Origin of the sequence: Agromyces agglutinans (genome assembly GCF_009647605.1) — a bacterium.
Lineage (GTDB): Bacteria > Actinomycetota > Actinomycetes > Actinomycetales > Microbacteriaceae > Agromyces > Agromyces agglutinans.
The window spans coordinates 335,361-350,714 of the sequence record NZ_WJIF01000002.1 but is presented as its reverse complement, the minus strand read 5'-3'; the positions used below and the strand labels follow the sequence as shown (position 1 = coordinate 350,714).

Genomic DNA, 15,354 nt, shown 5'->3' with positions numbered 1-15,354 from the left:
TTCGTCGGCCGGGGTGCCGCGCCGCCGATGGGACCCGTCGGCGGCGCGGCATCCTGTCAGTTGCCGCCCTCCTCGAGGGTGACGTCGATGGGCTCGAAGCCCTCGCCCGTGAGGTCGAGGCCGTCGGCCTCGAGCTCGTCGAGCGCCTGCTGGATCCACTCGTTGGTCCAGGCGCTGGCCGGCGGCTCCTCGGTGATGAGGTGCGCGCCCGACTCGTTCACCGCGGCGAGCGCGCCCGCGACGGTCTTGTCCCAGGCCGCCTCGTCGATGATGCCGATGCCCGCCTCCGACGGCCAGATGAGCTTGTTGGTCTCGTTGACCATCCACAGCTCGTGGCTCGGGCCCCAGCCGGAGCCGGCCGCGATCGTGATCTCCGACGCCTCCTCGGGGTTCTCGGCGGCGTAGACCCAGCCCTTGACGACGGCCTTGAGGAAGGCGACGGTCGTCTCCTGGTACTCCTCGTCGCTCTCGAGCCGCTCGGTGTCGGCCCAGATCGCGTCCTGGAGCATGGCGCCCGCGGTCTCCTCGTAGCTGATCACGTTGAAGTCCGAGGGCTCGTAGAGCTCGCCCGTGTCGGGGTTCACCGTCTCGAGCAGCTGGGCGTACTCGTTGTAGGTCATCGCCTGGGCCGCGTCGATGTCGCCCTGCAGGAAGGCGTTCATGTTGAAGTCCTGCGTGATGATCTGCACGGTCGTGGCGTCGAGCCCCTCGTCGGCCATGGCGGCGAAGATCTCCCACTCGTTGCCGAAGCCCCACGAGCCGATCTTCTTGCCCTCGAAGTCGGCGATCGACTCGATGCCCGAGTCCGCCCAAGACACCTGCAGGGTGCCCGAGCGCTGGAAGATCTGGGCGATGTCGGTGAGGTTGGCGCCCTGCTCGATCGAGCCGAGCACCTTGGGCACCCACGCGATCGCGTAGTCGACGTCGCCGTTGGCGAGTGCGTCCTGGGGGACGATGTCGCCGCCCGAGGGGATGATCTCGACCTCCAGGCCCTCCTCCTCGAAATAGCCCTGTTCGGCCGCCGCGAAGTAGCCGGCGAACTGGCCCTGCGGCAGCCACTGGAGCTGGAGCTTCACGGGAGTGAGGTCGCCGTCGGCTGTGTCACCGCCGTCGCCCGAGTCGGTGCCGCCGGAGCAGGCCGCGAGGGCGAGGGCCGCGGTCGCGGCCATCGCGCCGAGTGCCGCGAGGCGGCCTCTGCTGTGCTTCATGTCGATCCTTCCGTGGTGCGTTGGCGGGTGGTGCGGGGCTGCACGAGACGCTCGAGCGCGAGCGTCGCGAGGTAGAAGAGCAGTCCGAGGGCGATGGATGCCACGACGTACGCCCACGCACGCGCGTAGGCGCTCGAGGCGGCCGAGGTCGAGATGAGGCTGCCGAGACCGCCGCGCGGGCCGCCGAAGTACTCGGCGACGAGGGCCGAGATCACGGCGAGCGAGCTCGCGATGCGGATGCCGGTGAGCATGAACGGCCGCGCCGTCGGCAGTGTGATCGTGCGCAGCACCTGGCCGCTCGTCGCCGCGTACGCCTTCATCAGGTCGCGGTGCACCGGCGTCGTCTGCCGGAATCCGCGGAGCGTGTTCAGGAACACCGGCACGAACGACGCGAGCGCGGCGATCGCCTGCCGGCCGAACTGGCTGTCGGCGCCGAACATCGAGTTGAGCACGGGGGCGAGCGCCACGATCGGCACCACGGCGAGCGCGGCGACGACGGGCGCGCTCATCCGGTCGATCGCGCGCCACCTGGCCGCGAGGGCGGCGAGCGCGAGGCCGAGCACGGTGCCGACGACGAGCCCGACGAATGCGTTCGTGCCCGTGATCACCGCTGCCGAGAGGATCGAGGGCCAGTACGCCACGAACTCCTCGGCGATCGACTGCGGGCTCGGTAACAGGTAGTCGGAGACCCCGACGACGCTGACGAGGAACTGCCAGGCCCCGAGCACGATGAGCCCCACGGCGATGGGCGCGACCACGCGCAGCACCGCCTCGCGGCGCGAGCGCGCCGCCGCCGTGCCGCCCACGCGGGCCGCCGTGATGGCGGCGGTGCCGGTCGCGGTCGCCATCAGCGCGTCTCCACTCCGCGCGCCCCGCCGGCCGGCGCACCGTGCAGCGCTTCGCGAACGACCGTGACCATCTCGAAGAACGCGCGCTCCTCGCGCAGGGCCTCGGTGCGCGAGGCATCCGCTCCCAGCTGCATCGAGACCACCTGCTGGATGCGTCCGGGTCGCGGGCTCATCACGACGACGCGGTCGGAGAGGAACACCGCCTCGGGGATCGAGTGGGTCACGAACACGACGGCGGCGCCGGTCTCGGCGCAGATCCGCACGAGCTCGGCCTGCATCTTCTCGCGGGTCATCTCGTCGAGCGCGCCGAACGGCTCGTCCATGAGCAGCAGCCGCGGGCGCTCGGCGAGCGCACGCGCGATCGCGACGCGCTGCTGCATGCCGCCCGACAGCTGGTCGGGATACCGGTCGGCGAAGTCGGCGAGGCCCACCATCTCGAGGAGCTCGGCCACGCGGTCGCGACGCGAAGCGGATGCCACGCCGTGCAGCTCGAGGGGCAGCGCGACGTTCGCGGCGACGGTGCGCCACGGCAGGAGGCCGGCCTGCTGGAAGGCGATGCCGTAGTCCTGGTCGCGGCGGGCCTGGCGGGCGGTCTTGCCGAACACGCGCACCTCGCCCGAGGTCGGCTCGTCGAGGTCGGCGATGAGCCGCATGAGCGTCGACTTGCCACAGCCCGACGGTCCGATCAGCGAGACGAACTCACCCTCGGCGACGGTGAGGTCGATGCCGTCGAGCGCCGGCACGAGGCCCGAGCGCGTGTCGAACGTCTTGTCGACGCCGCGGATCTCGACGGCGGGCGTGCCGGGGGGTGCGGCGACGGCGTCTGGGGCACCGCCGCCGGCGGGCGCCGCGACGGCGGGTGCGGTCGTGGGGTCGGTCACGCGGTCTCCTCGGTTCGTCGGTAGTTCTTCAGGATCGCGCCGAGCAGGGCGACCGAGCCGGCGGCCACGAGGCCCAGCACGACCGCGCCGAAGATCGGGCCCCAAGCCTTCGCCGGGTCGCCAGACGCCTGCCCGGCGAACTGGATGAGCAGGCGCCCGATGCCGCCCTGCAGGCCGGTCGAGACCTCGGCGACCACCGCGCCGACGACGGCGTTGGCCGCGCCGAGCCGGAGCGCCGGCAGCAGGTAGGGCACGGCGGCCGGGAACCGGAGCTTGCGCAGCGTCGCCCAATACCCGGCGGCGTAGGTCTGCATGAGCTCGGCGTGGATGCGGTCGGGCGACTGCAGACCCTTGAGCGCGCCGACCGCGATCGGGAAGAACGCCAGGTAGCTCGCGATGAGGGCGACCGACATCCAGTCCTGCCACTCGAACGCGCCGATCTCGACGCGCGACCCCCAGCTCTTCACGACCGGCGCGAACGCGATCAGGGGCACCGTCTGGCTGAGCACGATCCAGGGCAGGAGGCCCCATTCGGCGAGCCGCCACCGCTGCATGACCAGCGCGAGCCCGACGCCCACGACCACGCCGACGAGCCATCCGGCCGCCGCGATGCCGAGCGTCGTGAGCGCGGCGAGCAGGATCGCGCCCCAGAGCGGCGGCGCCGACGGCGAGCGCGTGACCGGCTCGGCGAGCCGGCCGAGCATGTCCCAGACGTGCGGCATCGCGAGGTCGGTCGTGCGCGGCAGCACGCGCGTCGTGCCGAGCACCACGCCGTCGGCGGGGCCGAGGAACTTGTACGCCTCCCACAGCGCGACGAGCACGAGCACGCCGCCCGCGCCCCACGCGACCGCCGACCACCGGCGACTCATCGCTTGGCCGCCACGTGCTCGGTGAGCGCCGGGATCACGGTCTCGCCGTACACCCGCAGCGTCTCCTCCTTGTTGTCGTGCTGGAGGTAGCCCGCGAACTGGTCGACCCCGAGCTCGGCGAGCTGCTGCAGCTTCGCGATGTGCTCGCCGGCCGTGCCGAGCACGCAGAACCGGTCGACGATCTCGTCGGGCACGAAGTCGACGTGGTCGTTCTCGGCCCGCCCGTGCGAGTTGTAGTCGTATCCCTCGCGCCCGCGGATGTAGTCAGTGAGCGCGTCGGGCACCGTGCCGTGCATGCCGTACTTCGCGACGATGTCGGCCACGTGGTTGCCGACCATGCCGCCGAACCAGCGGCACTGGTCGCGCATGTGCGCCCAGTCGTCGCCGACGTACATGGGGGCGGCGACGCAGAACTTCACCGACATCGGGTCGCGCCCGGCGGCCTCCGCGGCATCCCGAACGGTCTTGATCATCCACGCGGCGATGTCGACGTCGGCCAGCTGCAGGATGAAGCCGTCGCCGACCTCGCCCGCGAGCTTGAGCGCCATCGGGCCGTAGGCCGCGACCCACACCTCGAGCTCCGAGCCCTTCGACCACGGGAACTGCAGCTGCGACCCGCGGTACTCGACGGGCCGCGAGTTCGCGAGCTCGCGGATCACGTGGATCGACTCGCGCAGCTCGGCCATCGTCGTCGGCTTGCCGTTCGTCACGCGCACCGCCGAGTCGCCGCGGCCGATGCCGCACACCGTGCGGTTGCCGAACATCTCGTTGAGCGTCGCGAACACGGAGGCCGTCACGGTCCAGTCGCGGGTCGCCGGGTTCGTGACGAAGGGGCCGACCTTGATGCGCTGGGTCTGCGCGAGGATCTGGCTGTAGATGACGTAGGGCTCCTGCCAGAGCAGGTGCGAGTCGAACGTCCACACGTGGCTGAAGCCGTGCACCTCGGCGAGCTTCGCGAGCTGGATCGTGCGCGACGCCGGGGGGTTGGTCTGCAGGACCGCTCCGAATTCCATGGGTGCTTCCTTCCGGTGGTCGAGGAGCGCCGACAGAGTCGACGCGGATCGAGACCCGCTGTCAGATGAGGTACTGCGAGAGGCCGCGCTTGAGGAATCGCCCGTCGCCCTTGGCGCCGACGTACGCGTCCCCCTCGACGACGACCTTGCCCCGTGAGAGCACGGTGTCGACCTTGCCGTCGATCTCGTAGCCCTCCCACGCGGAGTAGTCCATGTTCATGTGGTGGGTCTTCTCGAGCCCGATCGAGGTGTGCCCGTTCGGGTCGTAGACGACGATGTCGGCGTCGGCGCCGGGCTGGATGACGCCCTTGCGCCCGTACAGCCCGAACATGCGCGCGGGCGTCGTCGACGTGAGCTCGACCCACCGCTCGAGCGTGATCTCGCCCGTGACCACGCCCTGGTACATGAGGTCCATGCGGTGCTCGATCGAGCCGATGCCGTTCGGGATCTTGCGGAAGTCGGACAAGCCCAGTTCCTTCTGGTCCTTCATGCAGAACGGGCAGTGGTCGGTCGAGACCATCTGCAGGTCGTTCGTGCGCAGCGCCTGCCACATCGAGTGCTGGTGGCCCTCTTCGCGGCTGCGCAGCGGCGTCGAGCACACCCACTTCGCACCCTCGAACGAACCCCATTCCGGTCCGGATGCCCCGAGCTGGTCTTCCAGCGAGAGGTAGAGGTACTGGGGGCAGGTCTCGCCGTAGACGTTCTGCCCCTTGTCGCGGGCCCACGCGAGCTGCTCGACCGCCTGCTTCGCCGACACGTGCACCACGTAGAGCGGTGCGCCGGTGAGCTTCGCGAGCATGATCGCGCGGTGCGTCGCCTCCTCCTCCATCTCCCAGGCGCGGGCGATGCCGTGGTAGTACGGGTCGGTCTTGCCCTGGTCGACGAGCTGCTGGGCGAGCACGTCGATGGCCGGGCCGTTCTCGGCGTGCATCATCGTGAGCATGCCGGTGTCGCGCGAGACCTGCATCGCCTTCAGGATCTGCGCGTCATCCGAATAGAAGACGCCGGGGTACGCCATGAACAGCTTGAAGCTCGAGATGCCCTCGTCGGGCAGCTTCGCCATGGCGGCGAGGGATGCCTCGTTCACGTCGCCGACGATCTGGTGGAAGCCGTAGTCGATCGCGCAGTTGCCCGCGGCCTTCTCGTGCCACGCGGCGAGGCCGTCCTCGATGCGCTGCCCGTAGGTCTGCACCGCGAAGTCGATGATGCTCGTCGTGCCGCCGTGCGCGGCGGCACGCGTGCCGCTCTCGAACGTGTCGGATGCCTCGGTGCCGCCGAACGGCAGCTGCATGTGCGTGTGCGCGTCGATGCCGCCGGGGATCACGTACTTGCCGGTCGCGTCGATGACGCGGTCGACGGATGCCGCGACACTGGTGCCGAGCAGTTCGCTGCCCGGCTGCAGCAGCGCGACGACCTGCTCGCCGTCGATGAGGACGTCGGCGGCGGCGCGACCGGTCGCGCTGACGACGGTTCCGCCGGAGATGAGGGTGGTGGTCATGCTCGCTCCTTACGGCTTCGGGATGGCGGTGTAGGAGTCGGGTCGGCGGTCGCGGTAGAACTGCCAGTCGTCGCGCATCTGCTGCACCATGTCGAGGTCGAGGTCGCGCACGAGCAGCTCCTCGTGCTCACTCGAGCCGCGCTCGCCGACGAAGTTGCCGCGCGGATCGATCACCTGGCTGGTGCCGTAGAAGTCGACGGCGAGGTCGCCGTACTCGTTGTCTTCGCGCCCCACGCGGTTCGGCTGGAGCACGAAGTACCCGTTCGCGACGGCGGCGCACGGACCTTCGACCTCCCACAGGCGGTTCGAGAGTCCGGGCTTCGTGGCGTTCGGGTTGAAGACCATGTGGGCGTCGTTCAGGCCGAGCTCGCGCCAGCCCTCGGGGAAGTGCCGGTCGTAGCAGATGTACATGCCGACCCGGCCGACGGCCGTGTCGAAGACGGGGTATCCGAGGTTGCCGGGGCGGAAGTAGAACTTCTCCCAGAAGCGGTCGAGGTGCGGCAGGTGGTGCTTGCGGTACTTGCCGAGGATCGTGCCGTCGGCATCGACGAGCACCGACGTGTTGTAGTAGACGCCGGTCTGCGCCTCCTCGTAGATCGGCAGCACCATGACCGTGCCGAGCTCCTTCGCGAGGTCGGCGAAGCGCTGCACGATGGGGCCGTCGGCGGACTCGGCGAAGCGGTAGTACTTCTTGTCCTGCGTGATGCCGAAGTACGGGCCGTAGAAGAGCTCCTGGAAGCAGGTGACCTGCGCTCCCTGCGCGGCGGCGTCGCGGGCGAACTGCTCGTGCTTGTCGAGCATCGACTCCTTGTCGCCGGTCCAGGTCGTCTGCGTGATGGCCGCTCGGACGGTCGTCATGGTGCCTCCCTTGTCGGTCGGCGTCGTTGCCGGCCCGGTCGACGTGGTGCTCAGTGCCTTCCGGGCGTCGGGGGGACGCCGAGAGGTGGTGCGGTGGTGCCGAACCGAGCCCGCGAGCCCGTTCTGTTATTGTTCGGCTTGAACATTTCCCTTTTGTTACACCGTGTGACGTTGTGGTTACTCATCCTGTCCCTCCCTGTCTTCGGAGGCAATGGTCGTGTCGAGTATTCGTGTGGACCTCTCGCAGCTGATCGCGCTCGCCGCCTTCGACGACGTCTCGCCACGCGGCATCGCGGGCGAGCTCGCCCGGCTGATCAACGCCGGCGAGCTCCGCCACGGCGATCGCCTGCCCACGGTGCGCGAGCTCGGCGCGGCCCTGGGCGTCAGCCCCGCGACGGTCTCGCAGGCGTGGCAGGCGCTCGCCCGGGCCGGGCTCATCGTCTCGCGGGGACGGGCCGGCACGTTCGTGCAGGGCAACGGCAGCGGATGGCCCGCCGCTCGCATGCGCGGCATGGCGGCACCCGAGGACCCGGTGCGGCTCGACCTCTCGCGAGGCACGCCCGACTCGCTGCTGCTGCCCGCGCTCGGCCCCGCGCTGTCGCGCGTCTCCGCCCGCGCGGCGACCGGCAGCTACCAGGCCGAACCGGTGATCCCCGCGCTCGCGGCCGTGCTGCGGGAGTCGTGGCCCAGCGACGCCGAGCAGATCGTCGTCGTCGATGGCGCGCTCGACGCGATCTCGCGCACCCTCGAGCAGGTCGTGCGGTACGGCGACCGCGTGATCGTGGAGCATCCGGGCTTCCCGCCCTTCCTCGACCTGCTCGACGTGCTCGGCGCCGAGGCGGTCCCGGTCGCGCTCGACGAGCACGGCGTGCGACCCGAGTCGCTCGCGGCGGCGCTGGGACGCAAGCCCGCCGCCCTGCTGCTGCAGCCGCGCGCGCAGAATCCCACCGGGGCATCCATGACGCCGGCGCGCGCCGAGGAGCTCGCCCGTGTCGTCCGCGATGCCGGCGACGACGCGGCCGACCTCGTGATCGTCGAGGACGACCACTCGGGCCTCATCTCGACCGAGGGCGACGCGACCCTCGGCACCTGGCTCGCCGACCGCGTCGTGCACGTGCGCAGCTTCTCGAAGTCGCACGGGCCCGACCTGCGCATCGCCGCCGTCGGCGGCCCGCGCGACCTGATCGAGCGGATCATGTCGCGTCGCATGCTCGGCCCCGGCTGGACCAGCCGAATGCTGCAGACCATCCTGCTCGACCTGCTCACCGACGGTGCCGCCATCGACGCCGTCGCCGAGGCCCGGCGCGCGTACTACACGCGCCAGCGCGCCCTCGGCGATGCCCTGCGCGCGCGGGGCGTCCGGGCCGCGCACGCCGACGGCATCAACCTGTGGATGCCGGTCGTCAGCGAGCGGTCGACCCTCGTGCAGCTCGCCGCTGCGGGCATCCGGGTCGCGGGCGGCAGTCCGTTCCTCGCCGCCGCCGACGGCACGGATGCCTCGAACGGGCGGTACACCGCGGGCCCGGCCCGCACGCGCGGCGGCGGCGACTTCGTCAGGGTGACCGTCGGCGTCGTGCGCGACGACTTCGACGAGGTCGCCGACGCCCTCGCGGTCGCGGGCCGGCAGGTCGTCGCGGGCGGGTACTGAGGAGGGCGACGCGGTGGGATAGTCTGCCCCCGGAAACCGTACGGCTGGGGGGAGTCCGGATGACGGAGCCGTCGCGCACGCGCACCGCGCTGCGCTTCATCGCGCGCGTGCCGTTCACCGTGGGGTTGATGGCGACCCTGCTGCTCGTCGGCATCCTCACCGGCACGCTCGCCTCGCCGGCGAGCGAGGCTGACTGGTACGAGACATTCGCCTACGGCGTGCCGTCGTTCGCCGACTCGCGGTGGTGGACGACCGTGACGGGCACCTTCCTCGTGACCGCGCCGTGGGGCTACCTGATCCTCGCGGTGATCGTGCCGCTCGGGGTCGGCTGGCTCGAGCTGCGTCGCGGCACCTGGCGGGCGGCGGCCGTCTTCCTCGGCGGCCAGGCGTTCGCCGTCATCGGCGGCGCGGTCGTGATCGCCGGGTTCGCCGAGATGGGCTCGCACTGGGCCGAGGCGCTCGTCACGCAGGTCGACGTCGGGCCATCGGGCGGCGTGTTCGCGTGCCTCGCCGCCGCGGTGGCGAGCCTCGCCGCACCCTGGCGCGGGCGCGGGCTGCTCGTGCTGACGGCGTTCACGCTCGTGAGCGTGCTGTTCCTCGGCACGGTCGCCGACGTCGAGCATGCGATGGCCGTCGGCCTGGTGCTGCTCGTCAACGCCGAGTCGTTCGGCAAGCCGACCCTGCGCGAGCAGCGGTTCGTCGCGTTCGTGATGATCGTCTCGCTCGTGGTCGTGCAGTTCATCGCCTCGGTCGCACCGACCTACGGCCCGTTCGGCACGACGCAGGTCGGCGGCATCGACCTGTTCGACGTACTGCTCGACGCGACGATCGCGGTCGTCGTCGCGACCGGCCTCCGACGCGGGTACCGCGTCGCCTGGATCGTCGCGGTGGTGCTCGCGGCGTTCAACGTGCTGGCCGGTGCGCTGGCCGTGTTCATCGTGGCGCATCCCGAGCTGTTCGGCCTGGTGGCCGACTACGACGAACGCGAGGGGCTCGCCTTCGCCGCGGCGACGGGGTTCCTGTGGGCGATCATGCTGGCCTGGCTGCTCGTCTGCGTCCGGGCGTTCCGGGCGCGCCTGCGACGGCGGCTGAGCGGCGACCGCGGCGCCGACCGACCGGGTGCGCGACTCGACGAGGTCCGGCGCATCCTCGTCGCGACCGGCGGCGGCGTGCTGTCGTGGATGGCGACGTGGCGCGACAACCGGCACTACTTCGGCTCATCACCCGACTCGGTCGTGGCGTACCAGACGCACCAGGGCGTCGCGCTCGTGCTCGGCGACCCGATCGCACCCGACGGACAGGTCGGCGCGACCCTGCGGGAGTTCGTCGACACGGCCGAGCGAGCCGGGTACGTGGTCGCCGTGTTCGGCGCCGGGCCCGCCTCGCGCGACGGGATGCCGCCCGGCTGGCGCGCCCTGCAGGTCGCCGAGGACACGATCGTCGACCTTCCCGGCCTCGAGTTCACCGGAAAGCGGTGGGGCGCCGTGCGCACCGCACTCAACCGCGCCGAGCGCGAGGGCGTGCGCTTCCGATTCGCCACGCTCGCCGACGAGCCCCGCTCGGTGCGCGCGCAGATCGCCGCGATCTCCGAGCAGTGGGTCGGCGACAAGGGCCTGCCCGAGATGCGCTTCACGCTCGGCTCGATCGACGAGGCGCTCGACCCCGCCGTGCGCATGGCGATCGCCGAGTCATCCGACGGCGTGGTGCAGGGGTTCCTGAGCTGGCTGCCCGTGTACGCGCCCGGCGGTGGGCCGCGCGGATGGACGCTCGACCTGATGCGCCGGCGCGACGGCGGCTTCCCGCCCGTCATGGAGTTCCTCATCGGGTCGTCGGCGCTCGCGTTCCGCGACGAGGGCGCGCAGTTCCTGTCGCTCTCGGGCGCGCCGCTGGCCCGGTCGGAGGCTCCCGAGGACGAGCAGCAGATCGAGCAGGTGCTCGACCGGCTGGGCGGCATCCTCGAGCCGGCGTACGGCTTCCGCTCGCTGCACCGCTTCAAGCAGAAGTTCAACCCGCGGCCCGAGCCCCTCTACCTCCTCTACAGCGACGGCGCCGATCTCGCGCGCATCGGCATCGCGCTCGTTCGCGCGTACCTGCCGGATGCCTCGGTGCCCCAGCTCGTGCGCGCCGGCCTGACGATCGGCAGGTAGCTCGCGGCCGCGAGTTCGCCCGATCGGCCGGCGCCCGGGCGACGCGGTCTTAGGCTGATCCGGTGCAGATCACGGTGCTCGCGGGCGGTGTCGGCGGATCGCGCTTCGTGCGCGGGCTCCGCGAGGAAGTCGGGCGGCGGGCCGCAGGGTCCGGCGACGAGGCATCCGTTCGCCGGGCTCAGGACATCGCCGTCGACGTCATCGTGAACACGGGCGACGACCTCTGGCTCGCGGGTGTCCGCCTCATGCCCGACTTCGACTCGCTGCTCTACTCGCTCGCGGGCGTGAACGACGCCGAGCGCGGGTGGGGTCGCGCGGGCGAGTCCGAGCGCGTCGCCGCCGAGCTGCGCGAGTGGGGCGTCGGCTGGCCGTGGTTCACGCTCGGCGACCTCGACCTCGGTACGCACCTGGCGCGCACTGCGTGGCTGCGCGAGGGGCTCACACCCACCCAGGTCGGCGAGCGGCTGCAGCGCCGATGGGAGCTCGGCGTGCACCTCCGGCCCGCGACCGACGCCGAGGTCGACACGCACGTCGAGGTGGCCGACCCCGATGAGCTCGACGGCACCCGCGAGCTGCACTTCCAGGAGTGGTGGACGCGCTACCGCGCGAGCCTGCCGGCCATCGCCTTCCGGCAGCGGAACCTCGACGTCGCCGAGCCGGCGCCCGGCGTCGTCGAGTCGATCCTCGGCGCCGACCTCGTGCTCGTCGCGCCGTCGAACCCGGTCGTGTCGATCGGCACGATCCTCGCCGTGCCCGGCATCCGCGAGGCGATCCGGGCGACGCACGCGCCCGTCGTGGGCATCTCCCCGATCATCGGCGGCAAGGTCGTGCGCGGCATGGCCGACGCGTGCCTCACCGCCATCGGCGTGGAGACCGACGCGGCGGCGGTCGCGCGCCACTACGGCGCGCGGTCAGCCGACGGCATCCTCGACGGCTGGCTGGTCGACGAAGCGGATGCCTCGGCGACCGGCTCGCTCGCCGGGTCGGGCCTCGAGGTGCGCGCGGTACCGCTCTGGATGCGCGACCTCGACACCTCCGCCGCGCTCGCGGGCGCGGCGATCGACCTCGGCGCGGCGGTTACTTCTTCCGGTGCGTGACCTCGGTGATGTCGTTGCCGGCTCGGCCGGCGACCTTCGACTTCTTGTCGGCCCGCTTCTCCTTGAGCGTGCGGGTGGCGGCGGTCTTGGAACCGGACTTCTTGGGGGACTTGTCGGACATGATGACGACCTTCGATCGGGAGCTCGAACGGCCCCGTGCGCGCAACCCTACGCGGTCGCGGCGTGCGAACACCGTCGTATGATGAAACCGACCGCCGATCGGCTCTGATCGGTTGTGATGGCCCGGGATTGGGCCGCGTGTCCTCGACTGCTGTCGAAGTCCGCACCACGCCGTCCCGGAGGAACCATGCCCATCCCGCGATCCGGCCGCCTGCTCGCGCTCGCCCTTCCCGCCGTCGCCCTGTTGGCCGGCTGCGCCACGCCGGCGTCCGGAGGCACGTCGCCCGACGATCAGCCGGGCAGTGCCGACACCGCGTCGACCGGTTACCCGCTCACCATCGACAACTGCGGCACCGAGGTGACGTTCGAGCAGGCGCCCGAGCGCGTCATCACGGTGAAGAGCTCGACCCTCGAGCTGCTGCTCGCGCTCGGACTCGAGGACCGAGTCGTCGGCAGTGCGTTCAGCGACGGGCCGGTGCCCGACGCGTTCGCCGACGCGGCATCCGGCATCGAGAGCCTCTCCGACAAGGTGCCGTCGCAGGAGGCGACGTTCGCGCTCGAACCCGACCTCGTCTTCGCCGGCTGGGAGTCGAACTTCTCCGCCGAGGGCGTCGGCGAACGCGCCGCGCTCGAGCAGTTGGGCGTGCGCACGTACGTCGCCCCCGCGGCCTGCAAGGCCGCCGGGTACATGCCCGATCCGCTGACGTTCGACGACGTCTTCGGCGGCTTCGAGCAAGCGGGCGCGATCTTCGGCGTCGAGGATGCCGCGACCGAGCTCGTCGCCGACCAGCGCGCCGCACTCGAGGCGATCGAGCCGAACGCCGAGGGCCTGACCGCGCTCTGGTACTCGTCGGGCGACGAGACCCCGTACGTCGGTGCGGGCATCGGCGCGCCGCAGATGATCATGCAGGCCGCGGGCCTCGAGAACATCGCCGCCGACGTGCACGACACGTGGACGTCGATGAGCTGGGAGGCGATCGCCGACGCCGAGCCCGACGTCATCGTGCTCGTCGACGCCGCGTGGAACACCGCCGAGTCGAAGATCGCCCAGCTCGAGCAGAACCCCGTGACGGCGCAGCTGCCCGCCGTGCAGCAGCAGCGGTACGTGATCGTCGACTTCCCGGCGACCGAGGCCGGCGTGCGCAACGTCGACGCCGTGGCATCCGTCGTCGAACAGCTGGGGGCGCTGGGCTGACATGACGGCGACGCGGAACGGTGCCGACACTCGTCGGGGTCTCGAGACGGGTGCTTCGCGCCCGACTCGACCGACGGGGCCACGCGCCGCCTGGTGGGGCGCCGGCCTGGCCGTCGTGCTCGTGGCATCCGTCGTCATGGCCGTGACCATCGGGCCGGCCGCGCTCACGCCCCCCGAGGTCCTCGCGAGCGTCGGGGCGCACCTCGGCATCGGCGACCCCGTGCTGAGCCCGCTGCGCGACGCGATCGTGTGGGAGCTGCGGGTCCCCCGCGTGCTCACGGCCGCGGCCGTCGGCGCGGGCCTCGCGCTCTGCGGGGCCGTCATGCAGGCACTCACCCGCAACCCGCTCGCCGATCCGTACCTGCTCGGACTCTCGTCGGGGGCGTCGGTCGGCGCGGTCGTCGTGCTCGTGCTCGGGATGTCGCTGGCCCTGCCGCTGGCCGCGTTCGCCGGCGCGCTCGCGGCCCTCGCCGCGACGCTCGGGCTCGCGCGGGCTGCAGGAGGCCTGAATCCCACGACCACGGTGCTCGCGGGGCTCGCCGTATCGGCGGTCTTCGGCGCGGTCACGAGCCTCGTCATCTTCTGGAGCGCCACCAACGACAGCTACCGCGAGATCCTGAACTGGCTGCTCGGCTCGCTGGCCGGCACCGACTGGGGTTCGGTGGCGTTGGCGGGCGGCGCGCTGCTGGTCGTCGGCGCTCCCCTGCTGCTCGCGGGCCGGACGCTCGACGCGTTCACGTTCGGCGATTCGGCAGCCGCCGCGCTCGGCGTGCACGTCGCCCGAACCCGCGGCCTGCTGCTCGTCGCGACGGCGCTCCTCACCGGAGCGCTCGTCGCCGTCAGCGGCGCGATCGGCTTCGTCGGCCTGATCCTCCCGCACGCCGTGCGCCTCGTGGTCGGCGCCGGGCATCGCGCGCTGCTCCCGCTGTCAGCGCTCGCGGGCGCGGTCTTCCTCGTCTGGGTCGACACGGGCGCGCGCACCCTGTTCGACCCGCGCGAGCTGCCGGTCGGCATCCTCACCGCGCTCGTCGGCGGGCCGGTGTTCGCCGTGCTGCTCATCCGATCGCGGGTCGTGCGATGAGCGGCGAGATCCGAATCGCGGATGCCACGTCGGCGGATGCCACGCCGCTGGATGTGTCGTCGCCGGATGCCCGGCCCGAGGCATCCGCCCTCGACCTCGCGCACGTTCGATTCGCGCGCCGCGACCGGCTCGTGCTCGAGGAGGTGGGTCTCGAGCTGCCACGCGGCGCCGTCGGCGCGCTCGTCGGGCCGAACGGCGCCGGCAAGAGCACCCTGCTGCACCTCGTGGCGGGCATCGAATCGCCCGACTCGGGCACCGCGCACCTGCTCGGCGAGGACCTCGCCACGCTGCGCCGACGAGAACGGGCCCGGCGCATCGCGCTCGCCGAGCAGGAGGCGAGGGACGCGCGCACGCAGGGGCTGCGGGTGCGCGACGTCGTCGCGCTCGGGCGCATCCCGCACCAGGGTGCGTGGGGTGGCGAGCGCGACGCCGACCGCGAGGTCGTCGCCCGCAGCCTCGAGGCGGTCGGCGCCGAGGCGTTCACCGATCGTCCGTACGACGAGCTCTCGGGCGGCGAGCGGCAGCGGGTCAACCTCGCCCGAGCACTCGCCCAGGAACCCGAGCTGCTGCTGCTCGACGAGCCGACCAACCACCTCGACGTGCGCGCGCAGCTCGTGACGCTCGAGCTGCTCCGTCGGCTGGCCGCCGACGGCCTCACGGTGCTGGCGGCGCTGCACGACCTCGGACTCGCCGCCTCGTACGCCGATCACGTGGTCGTGCTGGCCGAGGGCGCAGTGGTCGCCGCAGGCGCACCCGACGAGGTGATCACCGCAACCCTGCTGCGCGACGTCTGGGGCGTCGAGGCCGAGGTGGAGCGGCATCCGCGCACCGGCCGCCCCGTGGTGCACTACCTCGGCATCGCGCCGGGCTGAGCCGACCGGCGGGCTCCGG

14 protein-coding genes are annotated in these 15,354 nt (G+C 71.9%); 6 read left to right on the top strand and 8 right to left on the bottom strand.

The genetic code is table 11. The annotated features are described in order from the left end of the window. Positions 1-56: 56 nt before the first annotated feature. The 7 genes from GE115_RS04845 to GE115_RS04820 form a co-directional block, all read right to left on the bottom strand. Positions 57-1,208, bottom strand: coding sequence for an ABC transporter substrate-binding protein (locus GE115_RS04845; protein ID WP_153683647.1), 1,152 nt, complete (start codon positions 1,206-1,208; stop codon positions 57-59). Then, complete coding sequence (locus tag GE115_RS04840; RefSeq protein WP_153683646.1) at positions 1,205-2,056, bottom strand: ABC transporter permease; 852 nt, start codon at positions 2,054-2,056, stop codon at positions 1,205-1,207. The genes GE115_RS04845 and GE115_RS04840 overlap by 4 nt, the downstream gene beginning before the upstream one ends. Continuing rightward, positions 2,056-2,937: an ABC transporter ATP-binding protein gene (locus GE115_RS18755; RefSeq protein ID WP_312854903.1), complete on the bottom strand. Its 882-nt coding sequence runs from the start codon at positions 2,935-2,937 to the stop codon at positions 2,056-2,058. The genes GE115_RS04840 and GE115_RS18755 overlap by 1 nt, the downstream gene beginning before the upstream one ends. Further along, entirely contained in the window at positions 2,934-3,806 is an 873-nt protein-coding gene (locus tag GE115_RS18750) for an ABC transporter permease (RefSeq protein ID WP_246190545.1), read from the bottom strand. The genes GE115_RS18755 and GE115_RS18750 overlap by 4 nt, the downstream gene beginning before the upstream one ends. Continuing rightward, positions 3,803-4,819, bottom strand: coding sequence for a TIGR03842 family LLM class F420-dependent oxidoreductase (locus GE115_RS04830; protein ID WP_153683644.1), 1,017 nt, complete (start codon positions 4,817-4,819; stop codon positions 3,803-3,805). Before GE115_RS04830 ends, GE115_RS18750 begins: the two co-directional genes overlap by 4 nt. 61 nt (positions 4,820-4,880) lie before the next feature. After that, the gene (gene hydA / locus GE115_RS04825; RefSeq protein WP_153683643.1) at positions 4,881-6,317 is read right to left on the bottom strand and encodes a dihydropyrimidinase; all 1,437 of its coding nucleotides are present in this window, start codon (positions 6,315-6,317) and stop codon (positions 4,881-4,883) included. A gap of 9 nt (positions 6,318-6,326) precedes the next feature. Continuing rightward, the gene (locus GE115_RS04820) at positions 6,327-7,175 is read right to left on the bottom strand and encodes a nitrilase-related carbon-nitrogen hydrolase (protein WP_153683642.1); all 849 of its coding nucleotides are present in this window, start codon (positions 7,173-7,175) and stop codon (positions 6,327-6,329) included. 217 nt (positions 7,176-7,392) lie between these two features. Here GE115_RS04820 and GE115_RS04815 point away from each other — a divergent pair, with 217 nt between their 5' ends. The 3 genes from GE115_RS04815 to cofD all read left to right on the top strand — a co-directional run bounded on the left by GE115_RS04815 (position 7,393) and on the right by cofD (position 12,067). Beyond that, positions 7,393-8,823 carry an aminotransferase-like domain-containing protein gene (locus GE115_RS04815; RefSeq protein WP_312854902.1) on the top strand — a complete coding sequence of 477 codons (1,431 nt, stop codon included), beginning with the start codon at positions 7,393-7,395 and terminating at the stop codon, positions 8,821-8,823. 59 nt (positions 8,824-8,882) lie between these two features. Further along, positions 8,883-10,970, top strand: coding sequence for an MprF family protein (locus GE115_RS04810; RefSeq protein WP_153683640.1), 2,088 nt, complete (start codon positions 8,883-8,885; stop codon positions 10,968-10,970). A 62-nt stretch (positions 10,971-11,032) separates the two neighbouring features. Next, the gene (gene cofD, locus GE115_RS04805; protein ID WP_312854901.1) at positions 11,033-12,067 is read left to right on the top strand and encodes a 2-phospho-L-lactate transferase; all 1,035 of its coding nucleotides are present in this window, start codon (positions 11,033-11,035) and stop codon (positions 12,065-12,067) included. Here cofD and GE115_RS04800 read toward each other — a convergent pair. Continuing rightward, positions 12,048-12,188 carry a hypothetical protein gene (locus GE115_RS04800; protein WP_153683639.1) on the bottom strand — a complete coding sequence of 47 codons (141 nt, stop codon included), beginning with the start codon at positions 12,186-12,188 and terminating at the stop codon, positions 12,048-12,050. The two genes, cofD and GE115_RS04800, sit on opposite strands and share 20 nt — an antisense overlap. A gap of 186 nt (positions 12,189-12,374) precedes the next feature. Between GE115_RS04800 and GE115_RS04795 the strand changes: the two genes are divergently transcribed. Genes GE115_RS04795 through GE115_RS04785 form a run of 3 tightly spaced genes read left to right on the top strand, consistent with a single transcriptional unit; the run spans position 12,375 to position 15,335 of the window. Next, a complete protein-coding gene (locus GE115_RS04795) occupies positions 12,375-13,382 on the top strand; it encodes a putative F420-0 ABC transporter substrate-binding protein (RefSeq protein ID WP_153683638.1) in 1,008 nt (335 codons plus the stop codon). 1 nt (position 13,383) lies between these two features. Next, positions 13,384-14,463 (top strand): putative F420-0 ABC transporter permease subunit, encoded by a 1,080-nt coding sequence (locus GE115_RS04790; protein ID WP_153683637.1) that lies wholly within the window; start codon positions 13,384-13,386, stop codon positions 14,461-14,463. Continuing rightward, a complete protein-coding gene (locus GE115_RS04785) occupies positions 14,460-15,335 on the top strand; it encodes an ABC transporter ATP-binding protein (RefSeq protein ID WP_153683636.1) in 876 nt (291 codons plus the stop codon). The genes GE115_RS04790 and GE115_RS04785 overlap by 4 nt, the downstream gene beginning before the upstream one ends. Positions 15,336-15,354: the final 19 nt, after the last annotated feature.

Excerpts from the sequence above, each read along its gene's own strand:
- GE115_RS04845 (WP_153683647.1), bottom strand. The coding sequence starts at position 1,208 with ATGAAGCACAGCAGAGGCCGCCTCGCGGCACTCGGCGCGATGGCCGCG.
- GE115_RS04840 (WP_153683646.1), bottom strand. The coding sequence starts at position 2,056 with ATGGCGACCGCGACCGGCACCGCCGCCATCACGGCGGCCCGCGTGGGC.
- GE115_RS18750 (WP_246190545.1), bottom strand. The coding sequence starts at position 3,806 with ATGAGTCGCCGGTGGTCGGCGGTCGCGTGGGGCGCGGGCGGCGTGCTC.
- GE115_RS04830 (WP_153683644.1), bottom strand. The coding sequence starts at position 4,819 with ATGGAATTCGGAGCGGTCCTGCAGACCAACCCCCCGGCGTCGCGCACG.
- hydA (WP_153683643.1), bottom strand. The coding sequence starts at position 6,317 with ATGACCACCACCCTCATCTCCGGCGGAACCGTCGTCAGCGCGACCGGT.
- GE115_RS04820 (WP_153683642.1), bottom strand. The coding sequence starts at position 7,175 with ATGACGACCGTCCGAGCGGCCATCACGCAGACGACCTGGACCGGCGAC.
- GE115_RS04810 (WP_153683640.1), top strand. The coding sequence starts at position 8,883 with ATGACGGAGCCGTCGCGCACGCGCACCGCGCTGCGCTTCATCGCGCGC.
- GE115_RS04800 (WP_153683639.1), bottom strand. The coding sequence starts at position 12,188 with ATGTCCGACAAGTCCCCCAAGAAGTCCGGTTCCAAGACCGCCGCCACC.
- GE115_RS04795 (WP_153683638.1), top strand. The coding sequence starts at position 12,375 with ATGCCCATCCCGCGATCCGGCCGCCTGCTCGCGCTCGCCCTTCCCGCC.
- GE115_RS04790 (WP_153683637.1), top strand. The coding sequence starts at position 13,384 with ATGACGGCGACGCGGAACGGTGCCGACACTCGTCGGGGTCTCGAGACG.
- GE115_RS04785 (WP_153683636.1), top strand. The coding sequence starts at position 14,460 with ATGAGCGGCGAGATCCGAATCGCGGATGCCACGTCGGCGGATGCCACG.